At 69.7% G+C, this 24,361-nt stretch carries 24 protein-coding genes; 13 read left to right on the forward strand and 11 right to left on the reverse strand.

The genetic code is table 11. The features are described from left to right. Positions 1 to 79: 79 nt before the first annotated feature. Positions 80 to 835: a phosphodiester glycosidase family protein gene (locus FV242_RS14460; RefSeq protein ID WP_147908878.1), complete on the reverse strand. Its 756-nt coding sequence runs from the start codon at positions 833 to 835 to the stop codon at positions 80 to 82. A 222-nt stretch (positions 836 to 1,057) separates the two neighbouring features. Here FV242_RS14460 and FV242_RS14465 point away from each other — a divergent pair, with 222 nt between their 5' ends. From FV242_RS14465 to FV242_RS14475, 3 genes are all read left to right on the forward strand, one after another. Beyond that, positions 1,058 to 1,579, forward strand: coding sequence for a hypothetical protein (locus FV242_RS14465; protein WP_147908888.1), 522 nt, complete (start codon positions 1,058 to 1,060; stop codon positions 1,577 to 1,579). Positions 1,580 to 1,708: 129 nt separating this feature from the next. Further along, entirely contained in the window at positions 1,709 to 3,013 is a 1,305-nt protein-coding gene (locus FV242_RS14470; protein ID WP_147908877.1) for an MFS transporter, read from the forward strand. A 2-nt stretch (positions 3,014 to 3,015) separates the two neighbouring features. Continuing rightward, positions 3,016 to 3,885 (forward strand): amidohydrolase, encoded by an 870-nt coding sequence (locus FV242_RS14475; protein ID WP_147939400.1) that lies wholly within the window; start codon positions 3,016 to 3,018, stop codon positions 3,883 to 3,885. Positions 3,886 to 3,891: 6 nt separating this feature from the next. Here the strand turns inward: FV242_RS14475 and FV242_RS14480 are convergent, their stop codons facing one another. The 4 genes from FV242_RS14480 to FV242_RS14495 all read right to left on the reverse strand — a co-directional run bounded on the left by FV242_RS14480 (position 3,892) and on the right by FV242_RS14495 (position 6,725). Beyond that, positions 3,892 to 4,089: a hypothetical protein gene (locus FV242_RS14480; protein WP_147908875.1), complete on the reverse strand. Its 198-nt coding sequence runs from the start codon at positions 4,087 to 4,089 to the stop codon at positions 3,892 to 3,894. A 74-nt stretch (positions 4,090 to 4,163) separates the two neighbouring features. After that, positions 4,164 to 5,483, reverse strand: coding sequence for an MFS transporter (locus FV242_RS14485; protein ID WP_147939401.1), 1,320 nt, complete (start codon positions 5,481 to 5,483; stop codon positions 4,164 to 4,166). A 33-nt stretch (positions 5,484 to 5,516) separates the two neighbouring features. Beyond that, positions 5,517 to 6,158 carry an alpha/beta fold hydrolase gene (locus FV242_RS14490; RefSeq protein ID WP_147939402.1) on the reverse strand — a complete coding sequence of 214 codons (642 nt, stop codon included), beginning with the start codon at positions 6,156 to 6,158 and terminating at the stop codon, positions 5,517 to 5,519. A 6-nt stretch (positions 6,159 to 6,164) separates the two neighbouring features. After that, on the reverse strand, positions 6,165 to 6,725 hold the full coding sequence (locus FV242_RS14495; protein ID WP_147939403.1) for a cupin domain-containing protein: 561 nt from the start codon (positions 6,723 to 6,725) through the stop codon (positions 6,165 to 6,167). 152 nt (positions 6,726 to 6,877) lie between these two features. Here FV242_RS14495 and FV242_RS14500 point away from each other — a divergent pair, with 152 nt between their 5' ends. Together FV242_RS14500 and FV242_RS14505 are read left to right on the forward strand one after the other, a co-directional pair. Further along, positions 6,878 to 8,212, forward strand: a complete 1,335-nt coding sequence (locus FV242_RS14500; protein ID WP_147939404.1) for an aspartate aminotransferase family protein — start codon at positions 6,878 to 6,880, stop codon at positions 8,210 to 8,212. A 359-nt stretch (positions 8,213 to 8,571) separates the two neighbouring features. Continuing rightward, on the forward strand, positions 8,572 to 9,633 hold the full coding sequence (locus FV242_RS14505; protein ID WP_147939405.1) for an SDR family oxidoreductase: 1,062 nt from the start codon (positions 8,572 to 8,574) through the stop codon (positions 9,631 to 9,633). A 70-nt stretch (positions 9,634 to 9,703) separates the two neighbouring features. Here the strand turns inward: FV242_RS14505 and FV242_RS14510 are convergent, their stop codons facing one another. After that, positions 9,704 to 10,993, reverse strand: coding sequence for an ArgE/DapE family deacylase (locus FV242_RS14510; RefSeq protein WP_147939406.1), 1,290 nt, complete (start codon positions 10,991 to 10,993; stop codon positions 9,704 to 9,706). A 333-nt stretch (positions 10,994 to 11,326) separates the two neighbouring features. Here FV242_RS14510 and FV242_RS14515 point away from each other — a divergent pair, with 333 nt between their 5' ends. The 3 genes from FV242_RS14515 (at position 11,327) to FV242_RS14525 (ending at position 13,238) form a co-directional block, all read left to right on the forward strand. Next, positions 11,327 to 11,968 carry a L,D-transpeptidase gene (locus tag FV242_RS14515; RefSeq protein ID WP_147939407.1) on the forward strand — a complete coding sequence of 214 codons (642 nt, stop codon included), beginning with the start codon at positions 11,327 to 11,329 and terminating at the stop codon, positions 11,966 to 11,968. Between the two features lie 169 nt (positions 11,969 to 12,137). Next, complete coding sequence (locus FV242_RS14520) at positions 12,138 to 12,623, forward strand: SRPBCC family protein (protein ID WP_147857467.1); 486 nt, start codon at positions 12,138 to 12,140, stop codon at positions 12,621 to 12,623. 267 nt (positions 12,624 to 12,890) lie between these two features. Next, the gene (locus FV242_RS14525) at positions 12,891 to 13,238 is read left to right on the forward strand and encodes a hypothetical protein (RefSeq protein WP_147939425.1); all 348 of its coding nucleotides are present in this window, start codon (positions 12,891 to 12,893) and stop codon (positions 13,236 to 13,238) included. Positions 13,239 to 13,305: 67 nt separating this feature from the next. On the opposite strand, the gene fdhE is transcribed toward FV242_RS14525, so the two are convergent. The 5 genes from fdhE to FV242_RS14550 all read right to left on the reverse strand — a co-directional run bounded on the left by fdhE (position 13,306) and on the right by FV242_RS14550 (position 19,849). Continuing rightward, entirely contained in the window at positions 13,306 to 14,295 is a 990-nt protein-coding gene (gene fdhE / locus FV242_RS14530; protein WP_147939408.1) for a formate dehydrogenase accessory protein FdhE, read from the reverse strand. Between the two features lie 3 nt (positions 14,296 to 14,298). After that, on the reverse strand, positions 14,299 to 15,021 hold the full coding sequence (locus FV242_RS14535) for a formate dehydrogenase subunit gamma (RefSeq protein WP_147939409.1): 723 nt from the start codon (positions 15,019 to 15,021) through the stop codon (positions 14,299 to 14,301). Positions 15,022 to 15,320: 299 nt separating this feature from the next. Next, the gene (fdxH, locus tag FV242_RS14540) at positions 15,321 to 16,259 is read right to left on the reverse strand and encodes a formate dehydrogenase subunit beta (RefSeq protein ID WP_147908864.1); all 939 of its coding nucleotides are present in this window, start codon (positions 16,257 to 16,259) and stop codon (positions 15,321 to 15,323) included. Between the two features lie 14 nt (positions 16,260 to 16,273). Next, entirely contained in the window at positions 16,274 to 19,354 is a 3,081-nt protein-coding gene (gene fdnG, locus FV242_RS14545) for a formate dehydrogenase-N subunit alpha (protein WP_147939410.1), read from the reverse strand. Positions 19,355 to 19,507: 153 nt separating this feature from the next. Then, positions 19,508 to 19,849: a hypothetical protein gene (locus FV242_RS14550; protein ID WP_147908862.1), complete on the reverse strand. Its 342-nt coding sequence runs from the start codon at positions 19,847 to 19,849 to the stop codon at positions 19,508 to 19,510. Positions 19,850 to 19,995: 146 nt separating this feature from the next. Between FV242_RS14550 and FV242_RS14555 the strand changes: the two genes are divergently transcribed. From FV242_RS14555 to FV242_RS14575, 5 genes are all read left to right on the forward strand, one after another. Continuing rightward, positions 19,996 to 20,181 (forward strand): hypothetical protein, encoded by a 186-nt coding sequence (locus FV242_RS14555; RefSeq protein ID WP_147939411.1) that lies wholly within the window; start codon positions 19,996 to 19,998, stop codon positions 20,179 to 20,181. Positions 20,182 to 20,566: 385 nt separating this feature from the next. Then, entirely contained in the window at positions 20,567 to 21,553 is a 987-nt protein-coding gene (locus tag FV242_RS14560; RefSeq protein WP_147908886.1) for a sulfate ABC transporter substrate-binding protein, read from the forward strand. A 10-nt stretch (positions 21,554 to 21,563) separates the two neighbouring features. After that, on the forward strand, positions 21,564 to 22,418 hold the full coding sequence (gene cysT / locus FV242_RS14565; RefSeq protein ID WP_147939412.1) for a sulfate ABC transporter permease subunit CysT: 855 nt from the start codon (positions 21,564 to 21,566) through the stop codon (positions 22,416 to 22,418). After that, entirely contained in the window at positions 22,411 to 23,292 is an 882-nt protein-coding gene (gene cysW, locus FV242_RS14570; protein ID WP_147939413.1) for a sulfate ABC transporter permease subunit CysW, read from the forward strand. The genes cysT and cysW overlap by 8 nt, the downstream gene beginning before the upstream one ends. 16 nt (positions 23,293 to 23,308) lie before the next feature. After that, positions 23,309 to 24,334, forward strand: a complete 1,026-nt coding sequence (locus FV242_RS14575; RefSeq protein ID WP_147939426.1) for a sulfate/molybdate ABC transporter ATP-binding protein — start codon at positions 23,309 to 23,311, stop codon at positions 24,332 to 24,334. Positions 24,335 to 24,361 lie beyond the last annotated feature (27 nt).

The raw sequence follows: 24,361 nt of genomic DNA on the forward strand, positions 1-24,361 counted from the left end.
CCACGTGGGGCCTCGTGGGCGTACCGTGATGTGGTCCGGGATCGGATCCGCGGTGACGCAGGATGCCGAGCGCGCGCCGTCAGCGCGCCATCGCCCCGACCAGCGGCCCCAGCGGCCGGCTGATGTCGGAGCGGCCGAGATTCGGCGCGTAGAGGCTGGACACCGTTCCGTCGAGGAACAGGGCGTTGCGGCAGCCGAGGTCGTCCCGGAACAAGCGGGCGAAGGCCCCGAACGTCACCGGGCGCTCGGAGATGGCGAACACCGCCACGCGGCCGTCCTCCTGTACCCCGACGCCGTTGCGGATCTTCTGGCTAGGCCCGTCCGCCGAGATTTTCGGGTGGATCTGGCCGTCGATCACCAGCATCGGGCCGGATTGGGTCGCGAAGTCGGGCCGGATCTTCGCCCGGAGATAATGTCCGGTGTCGAGCACGCCGGCCTTGTCGCCCTTCAGCCAGAACACGCCGTTGGGCTTGAGGTGGAAGTTGCCCGGCCCGTCCGCGGTCGAGACGTGCTTCATCTCGCGCCCGTCCTCGACGTAGAGGCCCACCGGCGCCTGCTCCTTGTCGTACATGCCGGCATTCATCGCGAAGCCGAGGCGGCCGCCCTGCTTCTCGGCGAGGGTCCCCAGGGCACCGTAGGGCCGGCCGTCCTCCTGAAGCCAGAACAGCCGCACCCGCTGGCGCCGCAGGTCGACGGTGCAGACCGTGAAGCTCTCGCCCTGCGCCTGGACGGCGCGGCAGAGGTCCGGGGCGGCCGGCGCCGCCGCGGCTCCGCGGCCGAGGGCGACCAGCGCCAGGAGCGCGATCAAGAAGGCGTGAACCGGGCGCGTCGTCATCGAGGGTTCCGTGATGCCCACAGGCGGAGACGCGGGCCGACGCAGGGGCTCTCACCTGGGAAAACGGCGATTTTGGTGTCCGGAACCGCACCGTCCACGGTCAGGATGGCGCCGGGCTTGCGCCTTGCGGGAGCGGCGGCGCGCCGCGGGGGGCGGCTGAACTGTTTTCAGTACTCGGCGTTTCTTAGCCACGAGGGCGGTCTAGATCCACGGAGATACATGATGAAGGGTGCAGTGCTTGGCTCGGCCATGCTGGCGGCGGGTGCCCTGGTCGTGATGCCGGCCAGCGCCGACGCGCGTGGCTTCGGCGGAGGCGGCTTCCACGGCGGCGGGTTCCACGGTGGTGGATTCGGCGGCGGGTTTCGAGGCGGCGGATTCGGCGGCTTCCGCGGCGGTGGCTTCGGCGGGTTCCGGGGCGGCTACGGCGGGTTCCGCGGCGCCGGCTTCCGCGGTGGCTACGGCCGGGGCTTCTACGGCCGCGGCTACGGCTATCGCGGCGGCTACGGCTACGGGCTCGGCGGCCTGGGTCTCGGCGTCGGCCTGGGTTTGGCGGCCGGCGGCCTCTATGGTGGCTACGGCGGTTACGGCGGCGGCTACGGCTATCCGGGCTACGGCTATGGCGGCGGCTACGCCCCGGTCGGCTTCGCCGGCGACTACGGTTACGGCGGCGGCTGCTACACGGTCCCGCGGGTGCGCTGGACCCCCTACGGCTACCGCCGGGTCCTGGTGGAGCGCTGCTACTGAGCGACGCCTGAACCGGAACGTCTCGGGAAAGGCCGCCTCAGGGCGGCCTTTTCCTTGCGTAGCACCTCCCCACGGTTGCACAGCTCGGCTATTGGCGCCGATATTGGTATCCGCTGACGGGAGAGTGTGATGCGGACGGAAGCAGGGCCGGGACATCCGGGCGTGGAGGCGGTGGAAATCCGCGATGCCAGCCTGATGGCCTTCTACCGCTCCATGACGTCGACGGAGCGGCACACCTTCTGGGCCTGCGCTGCCGGGTGGTGCCTCGACGGCATGGACTTCATGATCTACCCGCTGGTGATCGGGACGATCATGGCCCTCTGGCATGTCGATTCCGGCACGGCCGGCCTCGCCGCCACGGTGACGCTGCTGGCCTCGGCGCTGGGCGGTTGGCTCGCGGGCTTCGTCGCCGACCGGATCGGCCGGGTGCTCACCCTCCAGATCACCATCCTGTGGTTCTCGGTGTTCTCGTTGCTCTGCGCCTTCGTGCAGAACTTCGAGCAGCTGCTCATCGCCCGGGCGATCCTGGGGCTCGGCTTCGGTGGCGAGTGGGCGGCCGGCGCCGTGCTGATCGGCGAGACCATCCGGGCCGAATATCGCGGCCGCGCGGTCGGCTCGGTCCAGTCCGGCTGGGCGATCGGCTGGGGCATGGCGGTGCTCGCACAGGCCGTGACCTTCTCGCTGCTGCCCCCCGAGATCGCCTGGCGCTGGATGTTCGCGATCGGCGCGCTTCCGGCCCTGCTGATCTTCTACCTGCGCCGCTACGTCCAGGAACCGCAGGTCGCCGCCGAGACTCGTGCCCGGGCCATCGCGACCGGCGACCGGCCGAAGATCTGGGAGATCTTCTCCGGGCCGATCCTCAAGACCACCCTGCTCGCCTCGCTGGCGGCGGCCGGATGCCAGGGCGGCTACTACGCGATCACCACCTGGGTGCCGCGCTTCCTGACCACGGAGCGCGGCTTGTCGGTGGTGTCCTCCACGGGCTACCTCGCGGCCCTGATCGTCGGCTCGTTCGCCGGCTATCTCGTGGGCGCGTGGCTGGCCGACCGGCTCGGGCGCCGGCCGCTGTTCCTGATCTTCTCGCTCGGCGCCATCGCGGTGATCGTCGCCTACACGCAGATCCCGCTCTCCAACGGCGTGCTCTGGGTGCTGGGCTTCCCGCTCGGCTTCTTCGCCTCCGGTTACTTCTCCGGAATGGGCGCGTTCCTGACCGAACTCTACCCGACCCGTTTGCGCGGCTCGGGGCAGGGGTTCTGCTACAATTTCGGCCGGGGCATCGGCGCCCTGTTCCCAGCGCTCGTCGGCTACCTCGCTGAGCGCGCCGGCCTCGCCTCGGCCATCGCGATCTTCGCGGCCATCGCCTACGGGATCTTCTTCCTGGCGGCCTTCGCGCTGCCCGAGACCCGCGGCCGGGTCCTGCACGCGGATACCTGATCATGGCGGAGATCAGAGACTGCCCGGCCCCCGATCCGCACCCCGGCGGCCCGACGCGCTACCGGGTGCCGGAGGGCGCGGTCGACACCCATGCCCACGTGATCGGCCTGCCACCGGCCTATCCGCTCGTGGCCGACCGCAGCTACACGCCCCCGGCCGCCCCCGCGGACCGGTACCTCGCGATGCTCGACGCCACCGGCATGGCCAACGGCGTGCTGGTCCAGGTCAGCGTCCACGGCACCGACAACCGGTTGATGATGGAGACGCTCCGGGCGAACCGGCAGCGCCTGCGCGGCATCGCGGTGATCCCGCTGGGCCTCCCCGATGCGGACCTCGCCGCCCTGAAGAAGGCCGGGGTGGTGGGCCTGCGCCTCAACGTGCTGTTCGGCGGCGGCATCGGCCTCGATGCGGTGGAGGCCTACGGGGCGCTGGCCCGCGAGATGGGCTGGCACCTCCAGTTCCTGCTCGACGCCCGCGACCTGCCGCCGATTGCGAGCCGCCTGTCGCGGCTGCCGGTGCCCCTGGTGTTCGACCATATGGGCCACATGCCGGCCTCGGCCGGGGTGGAGCATCCAGGCTTCCAGACCCTGCTCGGCCTCGTGCGCGACGGCCATTGGGTGAAGCTGTCGGGCGCCTTCCGGGACTCGGTGGCCGGGCCGCCCTATGCCGATACGATTCCGTTCGCCCGCGCCCTCAACGAGGCCGCCCCCGAGCGCTGCGTCTGGGGCTCGGACTGGCCGCACGTCGCCGCCTGGGACGGCCCGCCGCGCCTGTCCGACCTCCTCGACCTGATGGCCGAGTGGGTGCCGGACGCGGACAGGCGCCGCCGGCTCTTCGTCGACAACCCGCGCCGGCTCTACGGCTTCGGGTAGGCGATTTCAGACCCGTAGGTCGAGGCGCTGGCCCTGGCCGGGAGGCGCCGGCGGCCCGGATGCGGCGCCGCCCTGGGCGGTCTCCGCCACCAGGCCGGCCACCGCCTTCTCGGCGGCGATCTGCTGGCGCGCCACCGCGGTGCCGATCGCCTGGTTCTGGGACGTCGCCAGCATCTGGCTGGCCGTGGCGGCGAGGGTGCTCATGCGACCGTTCTAACGCGAGCCCTTGAATCCCGCGTTAGCCGGATCCGCCGCCTTTGAGTGAAAACCCGGGACCCTCAGTCGTCCTGAAAGCCGCGCTGGCGCGCCCGGTAGCCGCCGATCAGCGTCACGCAGAGGAAGGAGATCCCGGCAAGGACCGTCCCGAACACGGCGATCGGCCACCAATGCCCCTGGAAGCGCTCGGCCAGCACCGTGCCGACGATCGGTGTCAGGCCACCGGCCAGCGCCCCGCAGAACTGGTAGGCGATCGAGATCGCCGTATAGCGCACCCGGGCCGGGAAGGCGCCCGCGAGGTAGCCGGCGATCACCGCGTAGAAGGTCGCGGTGCCGACGACGTTCAGGGCGAGCCCGAGGATGATCAAGCTCACCGACCGGGTCTCGACCAGCCAGAACAGCGGGTAGGGGGCCAGCATCGCCCAGACCAGCGCGCCCTGCAGGAACAGCCGCTCGTTGCGGATGAGCTCCGCGATACGGGCGCCCACCGGGGTCATCACCAGCTGCACCACGGCCGCGATCAGCAGCGCGTCCAGGATCGTCGCGCGGGCGATCCCGAGATACTGCGTCGTGAACGCGATCATGAAGGTGTTGAACAGGTAGACCGAGGCGATCGCGAAGGTGTTGGCGCCGGCCGCCAGCAGCACCGGCTTGAGGAAGGACGACAGCACCTCGCGCACGGGGGCCTGCGGCGGCCCGCCCGCGGCCCGGGTCTTCTCGAAGGCGGGCGATTCGGCGACGCCGAGCCGGATCGCGAGGCCGACGCCGAGCAGCAGAACGCTCACCAGGAACGGCAGGCGCCAGCCCCAGGCCAGGAAGGTCTCCTTGTCCAGCAGGCTGGCGAGCCGGAAGGCCAGGAGCGACAGGATCTGCCCGGCGGGGCTGCCGAGCTGCGCGAACGAGGCGAAGAAGGTGTTGCGCCCGGCCGGCGCGTGCTCAGCGGCCATAAGCACGGCCCCGCCCCACTCGCCGCCGACCGCGATACCCTGCACCAGCCGCAGCACGACCAACAGCACCGGCGCCCACAGGCCGACCGACGCGTAGGTTGGCAGCAGCCCGATCCCGGACGTGGCGATGCCCATCATCACCAGGGTCGCCACCAGGGCGCGCTTGCGCCCGAAGCGGTCGCCGAGATGCCCGAAGATCACCCCGCCGAGGGGCCGGGCCAGGAAGCCGACCGCGAACGTGCCGAAGGCCGCAAGCGTCGCGATGTAGGGCGATTCCGCCGTGAAGAAGAGCGGCCCGAACACCAGGGCCGCCGCGGTGCCGTAGATGAAGAAATCGTACCACTCGATGGTGGTGCCCACGAAGGCCGCCACCGCCGCCCGCGTCGACTGGCTCTTCCCGGGTGCCGATCCCGGGGCTTCCTGCGTGACGGCCATCGATCCTCGCGCGCTCGCGGTGGCATTCTGCATTCACCTGCCAGTACCGAATCCGCCGCCCGCCAGGAACCGCAAAGTCTGCGCGATGACGGTGGGATGATGCATCATCAGCGCGTGGCTCACCGGCAGGACCAGATGACCCTGCAGACCCGCGATCCGGGTCGCGGCCACGCTGACCCGGCCGTCATTGGGCCGGGGCAGCATCAGCCAGCCGATCGGATCGACGGTGCGGGTGCCGGCGATAACGCCGACCGGGTAATCCGGATCGGGCCAGACCGGGACGCTGCGGGTCCCGAGCGTGAGACCCGCCGGCCCGAAGACCCGGCGGTAGAGCCCGAGATGACCCAGCCGGTCCGCGATCTCGCTGCCGCGATTGGGCGGCCCGAGCATGACCAGCCGGCCGAGCCGCTCCGGCCGCGCCTGGGCGATCAGGGCCCGGGCGAGGAGCCCGCCCATCGAGTGCCCGACGAAGTGCAGATCCCCCGGGGTCCCGTGCGCGATCTCGGCGATGCGGGGGCCGAGTGAGGCCGTGAGGTCCGGCAGGGCGTGGCGGGTCGAGTGATAGTCGAGCGCCACCGCTCGGTAGCCCGAGGCGGTCAGCGCCGCCCGCATCCGCGCGAGCGAGGCGGACGTCCGCCCGAGACCGTGGAGGAGGATGACGCTGTCGCCCGGCATCCGGCTCTAAAAACTCGGCGGCGTGCAGGCGCTGACCAGCTCGCACGGGTTGGGGCCGACGCAGCGGAACCGGTGCGGGCGGCGGCTGTCGAAGCTGTAGGCATCGCCGGGGCCGAGGATGCGCCGCTCCTCGCCGACCGTGACCTCGAGGCGGCCGGACAGCACGATGCCGCCCTCCTCGCCCTCGTGGGAGAGCGGCACCCGGCCGGTATCGGCCCCGGGCTCGTAGCGCTCCTTCAGGAGTTGGAGCTTGCGCCCGAACAGGCTGTCGCCGACCTGCAGGAACGAGATCGCCCCCTTGGTCGCCTTGCGGCCGATCTCGGTCAGCTCGTGTGCCGCGAAGAACGCCTTGCGCTCCGGCTCCGGTTCGAGCGCGAAGAACTCGGACATGCCGATCGGCACCCCGTCGAGGATGCGCTTGAGGGCACCCACCGAGGGGTTCACCCGGTTCGCCTCGATCAGCGAGATCGCCGAGTTCGTCACCCCGGCGCGCTTGGCCAGCGCCCGCTGCGACAGGCCGTGGCGGGCCCGCACGAAGCGCAGGCGCGCGCCGACATCGATGCTCATCCGTCCCGGCCCCGTTTCAGGTGTTGAGGATCCCGCAACGGTGCCGTCCGCGGCCCCGATTCTGCAAGGGCTTGGCGGCGATCAGAAAAGGACTTGTTGCCCGATCCGCCAGGGTGTCCCCTGGACTGGACGTCGCCCCGGAGAGCCGACCCATGACCGACCATCCCCTGCGCAACACGCCGTCGCTCGACGCCTTCTGGATGCCGTTCACCGCCAACCGCCAGTTCAAGGCGGCGCCGCGGATGCTGGTGGCCGCCGAGGGCATGCACTACACGGCCGATGACGGCCGCACGGTGCTGGACGGCACCGCCGGGCTCTGGTGCGTCAATGCCGGGCACGGGCGCCGGGGGATCTCCGCCGCGGTAGAGCGCCAGCTCGCGACGCTGGACTTCGCCCCGACCTTCCAGATGGGCCACCCGATCGCGTTCGAGTTCGCCGAGCGGCTCGCCGAGATCGCCCCGGGCGGCCCCGACAACCGCCTCGACCGGGTGTTCTTCACCAATTCCGGCTCCGAATCGGTCGACACCGCCCTCAAGATCGCGCTCGCCTACCAGCGGGCGATCGGGCAGGGCACCCGCACCCGGCTGATCGGCCGCGAGCGCGGGTATCACGGCGTCGGCTTCGGCGGCCTGTCGGTGGGCGGCATCGTGTCGAACCGCCGGGTCTTCCCGCAGCTCAACGGTACCGATCACCTGCGCCATACCCACGATCCGGCCCGCAACGCCTTCGTGAAGGGCCAGCCCGAGCACGGGGCGGAGCTGGCCGACGACCTGGAGCGGCTGGTGGCGCTCCATGGGGCCGAGACCATCGCGGCCTGCATCGTGGAGCCGGTGGCGGGCTCCACCGGCGTGCTGATCCCGCCGAAGGGCTATCTCGAACGCCTGCGCGCGCTCTGCACCAAGCACGGCATCCTGCTGATCTTCGACGAGGTCATCTCCGGCTTCGGCCGCCTCGGCGCGCCCTTCGCCACCGATTATTTCGGCGTGGTGCCCGATCTCGTGACCAGCGCCAAGGGCCTGACCAACGGCACGGTGCCGATGGGCGCGGTGTTCGCGAGCCGCGCGGTGCACGACGCGCTGATGAACGGCCCGGTCGGGATCGAGCTGTTCCACGGCTACACCTATTCCGGGCACCCGGTGGCGTGCGCGGCCGGCCTCGCCACGCTCGACATCTACCGGGAGGAGGGGCTGCTCACCCGCGCCGCCGACCTCGCGGACGACTGGGCCACGGCGATGCACGACCTGCGCGGGCGCAAGAACGTCATCGACATCCGCACCATCGGGCTGATTGCCGGCATCGAGCTGGCGCCCCGGCCCGACGCCCCCGGCAAGCGCGCCTACGACCTGTTCGTGGATTGCTTCGCGCGCGGCCTGCTCACCCGCGTCACCGGCGACATCATCGCCCTGTCGCCGCCGCTGATCATCGAACACGGCCAGATCGGCGAGATCGTCGAGGTGCTGGGCGCGGCGATCGACCGGGTGGCGTGAGGAGCGGGGAGCGGCGGCCGCGCATCACGACACCGATCGATGATGATGCTCTGGCGGCACAATAAACCGCTTTGTCATTCCGGGTTCGCCTTCGGCGCCCCGGAATGACAAGGAGGATGTTCGGACGGCGGTGCAATGCCCGCATCCTTCAAAGAGGAAATAGCTCTCCGCGCCCGAGTCCTCCACGAGCACGATCGGTCCCATCCTGAAAGCGGCCAGCGACGAGAACGCCTGTCTACCAAGCGCCTCCGCCAATACCCGCGACGCGGGGGAGGGCGGCGTCGGGCGGCCTTGAAGCCTGTGGGGGTCGGCCGCATCTGCCGCTCAACCTGGATTTGAGCCGGGCGGAGAGGATGTGCATGTCGAACACGGCCCTGATCGTCGGCGCCAGCGGGATCGTGGGGAGCGCCACCGGGGCGCTGCTGGCCGAGGAGGGCTGGCGGGTCGCGGGGCTCGCCCGCAAGCCTGTGGCGATGGCGGGGGTCGAGCCGGTCGTCGCCGACCTTCAGGACCCGGACTCCCTCGACAAGGCGCTCGCCGGCCTCGCACCGAGCCACGTGTTCCTGGCGACCTGGCAGCGGCGTCCGACCGAGGCGGAGATGATCCGGGTCAACCGGGCCATGATCGAGAACCTGCTTGATGCCCTACGCCCCCAGAAGAGCGTCCGCCACGTCGCCCTGGTGACCGGGCTGAAGCACTATCTCGGCCCGTTCGAGGCATACGGCAAAGGCACCCTGCCGCAGACGCCGTTCCGCGAGGACCAGGGCCGGCTCGACATCGAGAACTTCTACTACGCCCAGGAGGACGCGGTGTTCGCGGCCAGCGCCCGCGACGGCTTCACCTGGAGCGTGCACCGCCCGCACACGATCATCGGCAAGGCGGTCGGCAATGCCATGAACATGGGCACGACGCTGGCCTGCTACGCCACCCTGTGCCGGGAGCTGGGGCGCCCCTTCACATTCCCGGGCTCGGCCGCCCAGTGGAACGGGCTCACCGACATGACCGACGCGAGGCTGCTCGCCCGCCAGCTGCTCTGGGCCTCCACCGAGCCGAAGGCCGCCAACGAGGCGTTCAACGTGGTCGACGGCGACGTCTTCCGCTGGAGCTGGATGTGGGGCCGGATCGCCGACTGGTTCGGGATCGAGGCGGTGCCGTTCGATGGTACGGTCCGGCCGCTGGAGGACAGGATGGCGCAGGACGGGCCGGCCTGGGCCGAGCTCGCCGAGCGCCACGGCCTGGCCGAGACGGACCTCGCGAAGCTCGCCTCCCCCTGGCACACCGATGCCGATCTCGGCCGGCCGATCGAGGTCGTCACCGACATGAGCAAGAGCCGCCGGCTGGGCTTTACGGCGTATCAGCCCACCGACGACGCGTTCTACGACCTGTTCACCCGGCTCCGGGCGGACCGGCTTATCCCCTGAGAGAGGGGGATCGCGGGCGCTCACATCGGGCAGGCAGGTCGTAGCGAACCGCTCGCGTGGAGCCCGTGCTTCAGCCCGCCTGCCGCTCCGTCCCGCACCACTCGGCCACGAACAGCGCCATCGCGGTGGTGCAGCGCTTGACCGAGGCGAGGCTGACGCGCTCGTCGAAGCCGTGGACGTTCTGGGCGATCGGCCCGTAGCACAGGGCCGGCACCCGGTCGTAGAGGGCGTAGACCCGCGTATCCAGGTAGCTCGGCGACATGAAGCTCTGCAGCTTGGCGCCCATCGCCCGCTCGTGGGCGCGACCGAGGACGGCTTCCGCCTCGGAGCCCTCCGCCAGCACGTAGCCTTCGGCGAAGAACCCGTTGAAGGCGACGCGCGGCGGGTTGTTGGCCAGGAAGGAATCCGAGCGGGCGAAATCCGAGACCGCGGCCTCGATCTCGGCGGCGGCCCGGGCCGCTTCCATGCCCGGATAAAGCGCCACCCGGCAGTCGATCCGGCACCAGGCCGGCACCGAGGAGGCCCAGTCGCCGCCCTCGATCCGGCCGATATTGAGGTTGATCGGGTGGTCCTCGGCCTCGAAGTGGCGGTGCGCGCCCTTCTCGGCGTTCCAGCGCGCCTCGAGCTCCCGCAGGGCGGCGATGACCCGATAGGTCGCGTCGATCGCGTTGGCGCCGGCGCCCATCTCGCGCACGTGGACGGGCACGCCCCGGACCTCGACGGTGAACCACAGCACGCCGGTGTTGGCGCGCACCAGTTTCTCGTCCTCGGGCTCCGGGATCAGCACGGCGTCGGCCCGGTAGCCGCGCAGATGGGTCGCGAGCGCGCCGTTGCCGGTGGATTCCTCCTCGACCACTGACTGGATCGTCACCGCGGCGGCGGGCTGGAGGCCGAGGCGGGCCAGCGCATCGAGGGCGAACAGGTTGGCGGCGTGCCCGGCCTTCATGTCGCCGCCGCCGCGGCCGTAGAGCCAGTCGCCCTCGATCACCGGATCGAAGGGCGGGTGAGTCCACAGGTCGCGGGGCCCTTCCGGCACCACGTCGACATGGGCCTGCAGGATCAGCGAGCGCCCGGTCTCGGTCTGCGGGCGGTGGTGGCAGACGACGATCGGGGCGTCCGAGTGGCGCTCGTCGATCTTCGAGCCGCCCGGATGGGCCGCGATGGCGGCGCGGTCCATGGCGAAGCGCTCGGTGGCGTAGCCCCGGGACCGGAACGTCCCGAACACGTAATCCTGGCAGGCATGCTCCGCGCCCCGCAGCGAGGCGAACCGGACCAGCGCCTGCGTGTGCGCGACCTGGTCGGCGAAGCCTTCGGCCACGGACGCTTCGATCTCGGCGGCGAGGGCGGGGTCGAGGGCCATAAGATCTCCGGATCTGGGATGGGGTAGGAGGCGCCCGGCGGCGGGCGGGTGTCAACGGGCGCAACTTCCGGGGGGCATCTTCCGTGCCGAAGCCGGGCCGCCCGCCTGGGGAAGCGGCCAAGGACCAAGCCAAGTTCCGCGTGCAAGCGCTCCACCGGGTGGGTTCGGGACCGCCCGCGACGACGATGCAGGCGGCCGGATCCGGGCGGCCCCTCGGCCGTCGCAGCGCCTGCGCAGTCGAACCCCGCGGCGGCAGGATCCCGCCCAGGAACCTTGGCGTTAGCAAGGGCTTAGCCTATCTCGAAGCGGTTTCCCCCTCCATCGAGGTCATTCATGCGTATTGGTCTGGTCTCGGTCCTGTCCGGACTGCTCCTGTGGGGCGCCGCGTCCCCGGCGGCCCGGGCGGATGTGCTCATCACCGTCGACAAATCCTCCCAGCGCATGGAGGTCACGGTCGATGGGCAGCCGCGCTACACCTGGCCGGTCTCCACCGGGGTCGAGGCCTACGACACGCCGTCCGGTTCCTATCGGCCGTTCCGGATGGAGCGCACCCACTTCTCGAAGGAGTGGGACGATGCGCCCATGCCGTTCGCGATGTTCTTCACGAACCAGGGCCACGCGATCCACGGCACCAACCACGTCCGCAGCCTCGGGCGCGCGGCCTCGCACGGCTGCGTGCGGCTGTCGGTGCGCAACGCCGCGACCTTGTTCAACCTCGTGAAGGCCCAGGGGGCGAGCCGGACTCGCGTCCAGATCGAGGGCACCGATGCCCTGGTGGCCGAGCGCGGCACGCGCACCCGCCGGCTCGCCCGGAGCCGCGATCCCTATGCCCCGGACGACACCCTGGCCGACCTGGACCAGATGGGCCGGCGCACGCTCCCGGCCTCGTACGCCCGAACCGCCGTGCGCCCGGCCTACGCGCCGGTGCAGGGATATGGCGACCCGGTCGAGGGCGACTTGGGGGAGGGGTGGTAGGGTAGGGGCTTCGACCGGGACGCCCTGTCCGCCCGCCGCGTCGTCTGGGCGCGGAAGCCGCCGTCCGTCAGGCCGGCCCATTGCCCCGGCGGGTCTCGCGGCTTAGCTCCTGCGCGGCCCCAGAGCCTGCGCGGCGCCCGCCGCGATCGATATGGATGGAGACCCCCCGATGCCCTTCGCTTTCAGCCGGCCCCTGCCGCTTGCCGCCTTGGCGCTGGCCGCTTCCACCGTCGCGGGCCACGCCCTGGAGGTGACGCGCTCGGCCGACATCGCCGCGCCGCCGGCCAAGGTCTGGCAGACGATCGGCGAGTTCTGCGGCATCGGCGATTGGCACCCGGCCATCGAGAAGTGCGTCCTGTCCGACAAGGACGGCCTGAAGGTCCGCACGCTGAGCCTGAAGGGCGGCGGCACCCTCAAGGAGGAGCAGGTCTCCCGCGACGACAAGGTGATGAGCTACACCTACACGATCCTGGAGGGCCCGCTGCCGGTCGCCGACTACAAGTCGACGCTGGCCGTCGCCCCCGAGGGCACGGGCTCCAAGGTGACCTGGAGCGGGACCTTCAACGCCAAGGGCGCCCCCGACACCGTGGCGGTCGACGCCATCCAGGGGATCTACGAATCCGGCCTGAAGGCGCTGTCCGACAAGGCCAAATAGGGCGCGCCGACGCCCGGGCCGGCGGATCTGCGGATCGGGACGGTGTACACGGTCAACGGAACGTGCCGTCCAGGGAGGGCGCCCATCCTCCCCGTTTGCGGGGAGGACGGGCGCGTCCCGGTTCAGGATCGGGCACCTGATCGAGCCTTAGACCACCCGGAACCCCATGTGTGATCATCACAGCGTGCGGGTATGCCGCCCGGGCGATTGACCCACTGCCAAGCTCGGCCCAAAACCCTGGCGGCGCAGCCCGTGCGCCGCAACAGGATGATCGCCGTGCCCGCGTCACGTCTTCCGATGCGCCTCAGCCTCGTGGTTCTCGCCGCCGCGACGCTCGGTGCCTGCCAGCAGCGCGCCGCCGCGCCCAAGGTCTCCGAGCCCTCGCCCATCGTTCCGGCGCCGTTATTCCTGCCCGCCGGCAGCGGCTGCGGCCCGGAGATCGCGCGCACCAAGGCCATCGTGGACAGCGACGTGGCCACCGGCAACCTCAACAAGCCGGTGGGCGACCAGTTCAACGCCGACCTCAGCCAGGCCGCCGCGGAATGCGCCGCCGGCAAGTCCGGCCCGGCGCTCCACCTGCTGGCCGCCGCCAAGAGCCGGTACGGGTATCGCTGAGCGCGCGGGATCGGGCAGGGCTCGGCTCTGCCCCTTCACGCGGTCCCGGACCAGGTTGATCCGGGAGTTAAACGATGAACAGCAAGTTCAAGCCCGCGCGGCGGAATCCGTCCTCGGCGATCTTCAGGTCGAGGCCGTAGGACGCGATATCGTCCGCCACCGGGTCGAGGGTCGGCGCCCGGTGCTGGTGCAGGTGCTTGATGTAGCTGTGGCAGGTCGTGCAGGTCTCGACCTGGACGTCCTTCGAGACCTCGTCGAGCCCGTAATAGCTGATGCCTTCGCCGAAGCCGCAGGCGGTGCAGCGGATCCGGACGTGGTTCCACAGGGTGCTGCAAACCGAGCAGCTCAGGTACCGGGCCTTGTCGGCCGGAGTCCAGCTCACCACCACGCTCGCCACCGGCGCGCCGCCGCAGCACGGGCAAACGCCGTCGGCCACGGGCTTCAGCGCCGAGGCGTCGAGACGCGCCGCATCCTGGGCGAACCGGACCTGGAGGGCGGCCGCCACAAACACGCATTCGGCGATCCGCTCCACCGGAAGCGCGCCTTCCACGACCTGTACGGCGAGATCCAGCCGGTCCGCCGGGGAGGCCGCGAGCAGGCTCGCGCGGGCGGCCTGGGAAGCCTCCGGGGACACCGACAGGTCGAGCTGGTCCAACAGTGCGGTGAGGCAACCGTCGAAGCCGGCATCCGCCTCGAGCCGCTGGCGCGACAGGGACGGCATCCCGTGCTCGGTCCGCAGGGCCATGTCGGAGGCAGCCGGGGCCTCGGCGGGTGGAAACGCCGCCTGCACGGACGCCTGCGCCCGGGCCACCTCGGCGACGAACCGGAGATAGGCCTCCATCGGATGTCCCGGTGCCGCCGCAATCAGGCGCGCGGCCCGGTCGGCGAACAGCGTCCCGGGATCGGGCAGCCGCACGAACGGGACCGAGCCCGAGATCCCGATCTTGTCGGGATCGGGCTTCAGCTCACTGAAATCCCGCCGCTGGGGTTTGGGCTCGGACCCGGCGGGCGTCGTCCCGGCCGGTACCGTTGGCTTGCGCCTGAAGAAGTTGGCCACGCCTCAGGATCCGCGCTTGTCCACCGAGCCCCGGCGCGCCTTGGATCCGGCGATCTGCCGGAACCACTTGCGGTGATGCCGGTAGGCCCAGCCACCCGTCACCGTGCCGCGCACCATCGCCCGGCCGGTGCCGCGCACCCAGATGCCGGCGTAGATGTGGACCACGATGATCGCGATGGCGATCACGGCCGCGAGCGAGTGGGCGAGCAGCGCCCAGCGCTGGGTCTCGATGGTCGTCAACCCGCCGAAATAGGTGTTCCAGATCATCAGGCCGGTGACGAACATCACGCCGATCAGCGCGGTCTGGCCCCAGAACACGCCCTTCTGGCCGGCATTGTACTTGCCGAGCTCGGGCAGGCGATCCTCCCGGTTGGTGACGACGTCGCCGATCTTCATGGACCACGCGACATCGTCCTTGTTGGGAATGTTGAGCTTCCAGAAGCGCACGAACAGGAAGAAGAAGCTCACCGCCAGGGCGACGCCGAACCACGGATGGATCGCGCGCGTCGCCTGCCCGCCGCCGAACAGGCCGGTCAGCGAGAACAGGTAGGGCGTGAACATCGCCAGCCCGGACAGGGTCAGCAGCGTGAACAGGATCGCGGTGATCCAGTGGTTCACGCGTTGCACCCCGGTGTAGCGGGGGACGTACATCACCTCCGGCGCCTCGGACTTGGCGTGGTGGAGGGGGCGGGAATCGCCGTCCCGGATCTCGTTCTGGCTCGTCATCGGCCTTCTCGCGCGTGACGGGGCCGGCTCCGCGGCACGGATCGACCCGGAAACTTAATGTAGGGCGGCATGACCTCGACGGTGCCACCCTGTCGATTCCGGATCCGCGCAGCTCTCCCTCCCCCTCTGCGGGGGAGGGTGGCCCCTGCGTCAGCAGGAGTCGGGAGAGGGGAACCCGGGCTCAGGAAAGGATGCGACCGGCATGACGGGCAACGCCCATCCTGCACCGTCGCTCCCCTCTCCCGACCCCCTTTCGGGGGCCACCCTCCCCCGCAGGGGGGGGAGGGAGACCGTCGCGTCTAGTGCGGCCGCGCCTCGCCGCCGCCGGTCTCGCCGCGGCGCTTGGCCTCGTCGTACTCGACCGCCTCTTCCTCTTCTTCCGGCACGACTTCGTTCGGGCCGGCCGTCACGTAGTGGAAGAAGCCCGCGACCGCGGCAAAGCCCATCGCGGCGAGCCCGAACACCTTGGCGCCGCCCTTCCAGAAGGCCACCAGCGGCGAGATCTTCGGGTCGTTCGGCAGGCCGGCATAGAGGCTCGGCTGGTCGGCGTGGTGCAGCACGTACATGACGTGCGTGCCGCCAACGCCGGCCGGGTCGTAGAGGCCGGCATGCTCGAAGCCGCGCGACTTCAGGTCCTCGACGCGGCTCTCGGCCTGCTCGATCATCGCCTGCTTGGTGCCGAACATGATCGAGCCGGTCGGGCACGCCTTGGCGCAGGCCGGGGCCTGACCCACCGCGACCCGGTCCGAGCACAAGGTGCACTTGTACGCCTTGTGGTCGGTCTGGCTGATGCGCGGGATGTTGAACGGGCATCCCTTCACGCAGTAGCCGCAGCCGATGCAGTTCTCCTCGATGAAGTCGACGATGCCGTTGGAGTACTGCACGATCGCCCCGGGGGACGGGCAGGCCTTGAGGCAGCCCGGCTCGGTGCAGTGCATGCAGCCGTCCTTGCGGATCAGCCATTCGAGGTTCTGGGTCTCCGGGTTCTCGTACTCGGTGAACCGCATGAGGGTCCACGACTTCGGGGTGAGGTCGTGGGGGTTGTCATAGACACCGCGGTTGATCCCGATGTCGTCGCGCAGGTCGTTCCACTCCTCGCAAGCCGATTGGCAGGCCTTGCAGCCGATGCATTTCGACACGTCGATGAGCTTGGCGACCTCCACCTGGCGGCGGATATCCGGCGGCGTCTCCGTGGAGGCGGAGCGCTGGCGGATATCGAGGGAGCTGTAATCGGCCATGCTGTCAGCTCCCCTCAGGCGACCGCGTCGGACGGCGGCGTGGTCGGCTCGATATTCACGAGCCAGGCCTTGAACTCCGGCGTCTCGGTGTTCGCGTCACCCACCACGGGCGTCAGCGAGTTCGGGTGCCATCCTTTCTTCGTCAGGCCCATGAAGCCCCAGTGCTGCGGGATGCCGACGACGTGGACGGGCTTGCCGTCGCAGATCAGCGGCTTGATCCGCTTCGTCACCACCGCCTTGGCCTTGAGCGAGCCGCGCTTCGACCAGACGCGGACCCAGCCGCCCTTGGCGATGCCCTTCTCCTTCGCGAGCTCCTCCGAGATCTCCACGAAGGCCTCGGGCTGGAGGATCGCGTTGATCCGGGCGTGCTTGGTCCAGCCGTGGAAGTGCTCGGTCAGTCGGTAGCTGGTCGCCGCGTAGGGGAACTCGGTCGCGTCGCCGAGATCGGCCAGGTCGTCCTTGAAGATCCGGGCCGCCGGGGCGCCCTTGATCTTCGGGAACGGGATGTTGGCCATCGGCGACTCGAACGGCTCGTAGTGCGTCGGGAACGGCCCGTCGCGCATGAGCCCCCGGGTCCACAGGCGGGCGACGCCCTCCTGGTTCAGGATGAACGGGCCGACGCCCTTATCGGGGGCGACGGTGACGCCGTAATCCGGGACGTCGAAGCCGATCCACTGCTTGCCGTTCCACTCGATGAGCTTCTTCTTCTCCGACCAGGGCTTGCCCTCCGGGTCGCAGGACGCCCGGTTGTAGAGCACGCGCCGGTTGGCCGGCCACGCGAAGGCCCAGTTCGGCGCGATGCCGCGGTCGCCGGGATCGGTGTTGTCCCGGCGGGCCATGGTGTTGCCCTTCTCGGTGTAGCAGCCCGAGTAGATCCAGCACCCGCAGGCGGTCGTGCCGTCGTCCTTGAGCTGGGCGAAGCCGTCGAGTTGCCGGCCCGCCGGCATGACGGTCCCGTTGAGGTCGGGCGTCGGCGCCACCGTGTAGCCGTTGAGCTCGCGGGCGAGCTCGGTCGGCGTCGGCGACTCGGCGATGGCGTAGTCCCATTTCAGGTTGACGATCGGGTCCGGGAACGCGCCGCCGTCCTTCTTGTAGGCCGCCTTCACGCGGAGGAAGATCTCCGACATGATCTCGATGTCCGAGCGGCACTCGCCCGGAGCCTCCTGGGCCTGCCAGTGCCACTGCAGCCAGCGGCTGGAGTTCGACAGCGAGCCCTCCTCCTCCGCGAACAGGGTGGTCGGCAGCTCGAATACCTCGGTCTGGATCCTGGTCGGGTCGACGTCGTTGTACTCGCCGTGGTTCTCCCAGAACCGGGCGGTCTCCGTCTTGAGCGGATCCATCACCACGATGAACTTCATCTTGGAGAAGGCTTCCGTCATCTTGGCGCGGTTCGGGAACGACAGCAGGGGGTTGAAGCCCTGGATGATGTAGCCCGTCATCTTGCCCTGCTTGGCGAGCTCGAACCCACGGATCACGTCGTAGGTCGGCACGTCGAGCTTGGGCAGGTAATCGTAGGCCCAGTCGTTCTCCTTCGTCGCCTTATCGCCCCACATCATCTTCTGGAACGAGACGAAGAACTTGTTGTAGTTCTGCCAGTAGCTGGTCTGCCCCGGGCGCAGCGGCTTGAACTGCCGCTTGGCCATGTAGCTCGCGTAGTCCGGCTCCTTCTCCACGGGCAGGTTGAGATAACCCGGGATGAGGTTCGACATCAGCCCGAGATCGGTCAGCCCCTGGATGTTGGAGTGACCGCGCAACGCCTGCATCCCGCCGCCGAGCATGCCGATGTTGCCGAGCAACGTCTGGACGATGCACATCGAGCGGATGTTCTGCGAGCCCTTGGAGTGGTGCGTCCAGCCGAGCGCGTAGAGCGAGGCCATCGTCCGCTCAGGGGACGACGTGGTCGCCATCAGCTCGCAGACCTTCAGGAAGGTCTCCTTCGGCGAGCCGCAGATCCGCTCCACCATCTCGGGCGTGTAGATGGCGATGTGCTTCTTCAGGAGCTGCATGACGCAGCGCGGATGCTGCATCGTCTCGTCGACCACGGCGTAGCCATCGGGACCGATCTCGTAGTCCCAGGTGGTCTTGTCGTAGTCGCGCTTGTCGGCGTCGTAGCCGGCGAACAGGCCCTCGCTGAAATCGTAGCCCTCTCGGACGACGTAGCCCGCGTTGGAATAGGCCGCGACGTAGCGGTGCTGCAGCTTGTCGTTGTCGATCAGGTACTTCGCGACGCCGGACAGGAACGCGATGTCAGTCCCCTGCCGGATCGGGCAGTACAGGTCGGCCACCGACGCCGTGCGGGTGAAGCGCGGGTCGACGACGATGAGCTTGGCGTTGTTATGGGCCTTCGCCTCGACGACCCACTTGAATCCGCACGGATGCGCTTCGGCGGCATTGCCGCCCATCACGGTAATCACGTCCGCGTGCTTGATGTCCATCCAGAGGTTGGTCATCGCACCGCGTCCGAAGGAGGGCGCCAAACTGGCGACCGACGGACCGTGTCAAACTCTGGCCTGATTATCGAAGACCAGGGCACCCATGCTGCGGACTGTCTTGTAGGTCAGCCAGGCCGTCTCGTTGGTGGTGGCCGAGGCGCCGAGGAAGCCCGTCGTGGTCCAGCGGTTGACCGTGAGCTCTTCGTTCTTGGCCAGGAAGTTCTTGTCCCGATCCTCCTTGAGGAGGGTGGCGATCCGGTCGAGGGCGAAGTCCCAGGAGACGCGCTTGAACGCGGACGTGCCCGGGGCGCGGTAGAGCGGGTACTTCGTGCGGGTCTCCGAATGCACGAAGTCGAGCAGCGCCGAGCCCTTCGGGCAGAGGGTGCCGCGGTTGACCGGGTGATCGGGGTCACCCTCGACATGCATCACCGAGGAGCGCGCGTTCTTCGAGCGGTCGCCGAGGCTGTACAGGATGACGCCGCACGCCACCGAGCAGTACGGGCACGTGTTGCGGGTCTCGCGCATCTGCGCGAGCTTGAACGGCCGCACTGCGGCGGCCATGGCCGGCTGAAGGCCGCCGAAGCCGAGTGCGCCGAGCGAGCCGCCCGCGAGGCCGGCGCCGGCCCCTTTGAGCAGGCCACGCCTAGAGACCTGGACCGTCATCTCCGCTCCTTAAAGGCGATCTGGTATAATTCCAGTGTGTCCCAAAAAAGCGTGCACGAGGCAAGTGTGGTTGCGTGACACACAGCCCGCTGATGTTTTAAGTTGATCGGCCCCTTGGATTCGGCACCATCGCCTTGAGCGCGTTGGCCTTTCTCACTTCGAGGGCGCGGCCGGGTTCGTGCCGGAGGGGCCGCCGGTGCGGTGGTCCAGCGGTGCCTGCGGCTCCGTCGCCGAAGACCCGCCGGTGTTGGCGCCGGGGACGGGCCGCTTGGCGTTCTCGTCGATGGAGTGGCCACCCGGGTTCGGCGCGTCCTTGGCGGCCGACTGCTCGCGGGGAACGGGGGCCTGGCTCCAGCCATCCTGGGCGCTGCGCGACTTGTCGCCCATGGCGTCGATGCCCTTGATCTCGCCGGGCTTGGTCTGGGCCAGGGCAGGCGCAGCCGTCGCGGCCACCATCAGGAATGCCGAGAGGGTCAGGGACATCGAGCGGGACAAAGGGTGAATCCGATCTGCGCGAGGGGTCATGGCCGGCAACGTGCCCCCGGCGTGGCCAGTTCCGAGCGCGGACATCGGCCATCCGTGACGGTCTCTTAACCAAGCTTTGCCATTCTCAGGGCGGGACACACGGGAGCCTCGGGATCATGACGAAGTCGTATCCGGAGCGCCCCTCCGAAGAGACCGCCTCCTCGACCGTGGCCCCGCTCAGCCCGAGCGTGCGGCGGCATCTCGGGCAGAACCTGCGCTCGGTCTACGCCGACACGTTCGCTGCGCCGATCGACCAGCGCCTCGAAGCCCTGGTGAAGCAGCTCGGTAAAGCGAAGCCGTAAGCCGCGCCCCTCTGAAGATCGCGGAAGCGCGCGGGCCCAGACGGCATCACGCGGCAGGTGCGTCAGCGCACACCAAGTCGTTCTTTCTATGAAACTCGCTCCTGTGGCGACATTCTTCTCCCTGCGCATTCTGCGGGAGAAGATCCATGTGCTCCGCCGAGCGGCGAACTCGGACACGCTTGTGTTTCCGGGAATTCCGCCGATCCTGCTTCAAGCGCACGACGATGCGAGAGCCGCCGCCTGGCTTGACTTCGTTCGGTAAAACGAACGATCCAGGGTCCCTGGCGTGCGCCTCTTTGCAGCGCAACCGTGGCCGGCGGGGAGAATCGACGTGACGAAGAACGGTGCGGCACGGAACCGGGTTGTGGGGGCGCTCGGCCTCTCGATGCTGGTCGGCGCCGGCCTGCTGAGCGGGCTCCTGCCGGCAAACGCCGAGACCGCACTGCTGAACGTCTCCTACGACCCGACCCGGGAACTCTATCGCGAGATCAACGCGGTCTTCGCCGAGGCGTGGAAGGCCAAGACCGGCGAGGCGATCACCGTGCGCGCCTCGCATGGCGGCTCGGGTGCACAGGCCCGGACTGTGATCGACGGCGTCGACGCCGACGTGGTCACGCTGGGCATCCCGTCGGATATCGACGCCATCGCCAAGCTCACCCGCAAGATCCCCGACGACTGGCGCAGCAAGCTTCCCAACGAGGCCGTGCCCTACACCTCGACGGTGGTGTTCCTGGTCCGCAAGGGCAACCCGAAGGGCGTGAAGGACTGGGCCGACCTGACCAAGCCCGACGTGAAGGTGATCACCCCCAACCCGAAGACCTCGGCCGGCGGACGCTGGAACTTCCTGGCCGCCTGGGGCTACGCCTACGGCCAGGACAAGGACACCGCCAAGGCGGATGCCTTCGTGGGCCAGATCTACAAGAACGTGCCCGTGCTCGACACCGGGGCGCGCGGCTCGACCGTAACCTTCGCGCAGCGCGGGCTCGGCGACGTGCTGCCGACCTGGGAGAACGAGGCCTACTTGGTGCTGCAGGAGTTCGGCGCCGACAAGTTCGACATCGTCTCGCCACCGACCTCGATCTACGCCGAGCCGCCGGTGGCCCTCGTGGCGGTGAACGCCGAGCGCAAGGGCACCACCAAGGCCGCCCAGGCCTATCTCGATTTCCTCTACAGCGACCGCGCGCAGGCGATCTTCGCCAAGCACCATTACCGCCCGATCCGCCGCGAGGCGGCGGCGCCGGCCGACCTCGCCCAGCTCCCCGAAATCAAGCTGTTCAAGATCGAGGACATGCAGGGGTCCTGGGACGAGATCCAGAAGCGGAACTTCGACGCCGGCGGCCTGTTCGACCGGTTGAGCCGGGCCGGCCGCTGAGGCGGGAACCATGGTCGAGACACCGCGTCGCAAACGGACCTTCCGCCGTCCCAGCGTGATCCCGGGCTTCGGGCTCAGCTTTGGCTACACGCTGACCTGCCTCGGGCTCGTCGTGCTGCTGCCGCTCGCCGGGCTCGTGGCCAAGGCGTCCGGCCTCGGGCTCTCGGGGATCTGGTACGTGGCCACCGATCCGCGGGTGGCCAGCGCCCTGAAGCTCAGCTTCGGCGTCTCCGCGGTCGCGGCGCTCACCGCCTCGGTGTTCGGCTTCCTGGTCGCCTGGGTCCTGACCCGCTACCGCTTCCCGGGCCGGAAGATCGTCGACGCGGCGGTCGACCTGCCCTTCGCCCTGCCGACCGCCGTGGCCGGCATCGCGCTCGCCGCGCTCTACGCGCCGGACGGGCTGCTCGGCGCGCCGCTCGCCCGTCTCGGCATCCAGGCGGCCTACACGCCGGTGGGGATCTTCATCGCCATGGTGTTCATCGGGCTGCCCTTCGCGGTGCGGACCGTGCAGCCGCTGATCGCCGAGATCGACAAGGAGATCGAGGAGGCCTCCGCCACCCTGGGCGCCACCCGGCTCGGGACCCTGACCCGGGTGGTGCTGCCGCCGCTGATCCCGGCTGTGCTCACCGGGTTCGCCCTGGCCTTCGCCCGGGGGGTCGGCGAATACGGCTCGATCATCTTCATCGCCGGCAACCTGCCCTACGTCTCGGAGATCGCGCCGCTGCTGATCGTGATCAAGCTGTCCGAGTTCGACTACGGCGGCGCGGCGGCCATCGCCACGATCATGCTGGGCATCTCGTTCCTGACCCTGCTCGCCATCAACCTGATCCAGGCCTGGAGCCGGAGGCGCTTCGGCTATGTCTGAGATCTTCTCCCCGACCGTCGCGCCGGCCACGCGGGCGGAGCCCGTCGCCTCGGAGGGCGCCGGAACCCGGCTCGTCCTGATCGGGATCGCGATCACCTTCCCGGCGCTGTTCCTGGTGCTGCCGCTGCTCGCGGTGTTCACCCAGGCGCTCTCGAAGGGGCTCGATGCCTTCCTGGCGGCGTTCCGGGAGCCGGATGCCTGGAGCGCGATCCGCCTGACCCTGACGGTGGCGGCGATCGCGGTGCCGTTCAACGTGGTGTTCGGCCTGGCGGCCTCCTGGGCGATCGCCAAGTTCGAGTTCCCCGGCAAGTCGCTGCTGATCACCCTGATCGACCTGCCGTTCTCGGTCTCGCCGGTGGTCTCTGGGCTGATCTACGTGCTGCTGTTCGGCTCGCAGGGCCTGTTCGGCACCTGGCTCATGGACCACGGGTTCCAGGTGCTGTTCGCCCTGCCGGGGATCGTGCTCGCCACGGTGTTCGTCACCTTCCCGTTCGTGGCCCGCGAGCTGATCCCGCTGATGCAGGAACAGGGTTCCGCGGAGGAGGAGGCCGCGCTGACGCTCGGCGCCTCGGGCCTGCACGCGTTCCGCACGGTGACGCTGCCCAACATCCGCTGGGGCCTGCTCTACAGCGTGCTCCTCTGCAATGCCCGGGCGATGGGCGAATTCGGGGCGGTGTCGGTGGTGTCCGGCCACATCCGCGGCCTGACCAACACCATCCCACTCCACGTGGAGATCCTCTACAATGAGTACAACTTCGTCGCCGCCTTCGCCGTCGCTTCGCTCCTCGCCGTCCTTGCCCTCATCACCCTCGTCCTCAAATCCTTCCTCGAATGGCGCTTCGCGGGCGACCTTGCGCACGGCCGCGCCCACTGACCGTCCCTCGACGGCGATCCGGGTCGAGAACGTCTCGAAGACCTTCGACACGGCCGCGGTGCTGCACGACCTGTCGATCGACGTGCGGGCGGGGGAGCTGCTCGGCCTGCTCGGCCCCTCGGGCTCGGGCAAGACGACCCTGCTGCGGATCATCGCCGGGCTCGACGCGCCGGACCGGGGCCGGATCCTGTTCGGCGACGACGACGCCACGGGGCTTGCCGTGCAGGAGCGGGCGGTGGGCTTCGTGTTCCAGCACTACGCCCTGTTCAAGCACATGAGCGTGGCCGACAACATCGCGTACGGGCTGAACGCGCGGCGCCGGGCCGAGCGGCCGGCCAAGCCTGAGATCAAGCGCCGGGTCGGCGACCTGCTCGACCTGATCCGGCTCTCGGGCTTCGGCGACCGCTTCCCGTCGCAACTCTCCGGCGGCCAGCGCCAGCGGGTGGCGCTCGCGCGCGCGCTCGCCGTCGAGCCGCGGGTCCTGCTGCTGGACGAGCCCTTCGGCGCGCTGGATGCCCAGGTCCGCAAGGACCTGCGCCGCTGGCTGCGCGAGATCCACGACCGCACCGGCCAGACCACGATCTTCGTCACTCACGACCAGGACGAGGCCCTGGAGCTGTCGGACCGGGTCGCCGTGCTCGACCGCGGCCGCCTCGAGCAGGTCGGCACCCCGGACGAGGTCCAGGAGCACCCGGCCTCCGCGACCGTTATGAAGTTTTTGGGCGATCACGTCGAGGTGGAAGCCCTCGCGGAGGGCGGCCGTGTCCTGGTGCGTGGCCGCGAGACGCCCGTCGCCGCGCCGGCCGGGATCATCGGCCCGGTCAAGCTCTACGTCCGGCCGTGGCAGTTGCAGCTCGCCGAGTTCGAGGCGGCGCACCTGTCCGGCACCGTGCGCAGCTCCTACCGCAGCCAGGGCCGCCAGCGCATCGAGGTGGTCGATACCGAGGGGCGGGTGCTCGCGGTGGAGGATTTCGACGGGATCCGCCATCCGGCCGGCCACCCGGTGGGCCTGCGGATCAACGGGGGGCATGTGTTCGGGTGAACCTCGCAGACGCTGCACATCCACCTA

Origin of the sequence: Methylobacterium sp. WL64 (assembly GCF_008039945.1) — a bacterium.
Lineage (GTDB): Bacteria > Pseudomonadota > Alphaproteobacteria > Rhizobiales > Beijerinckiaceae > Methylobacterium.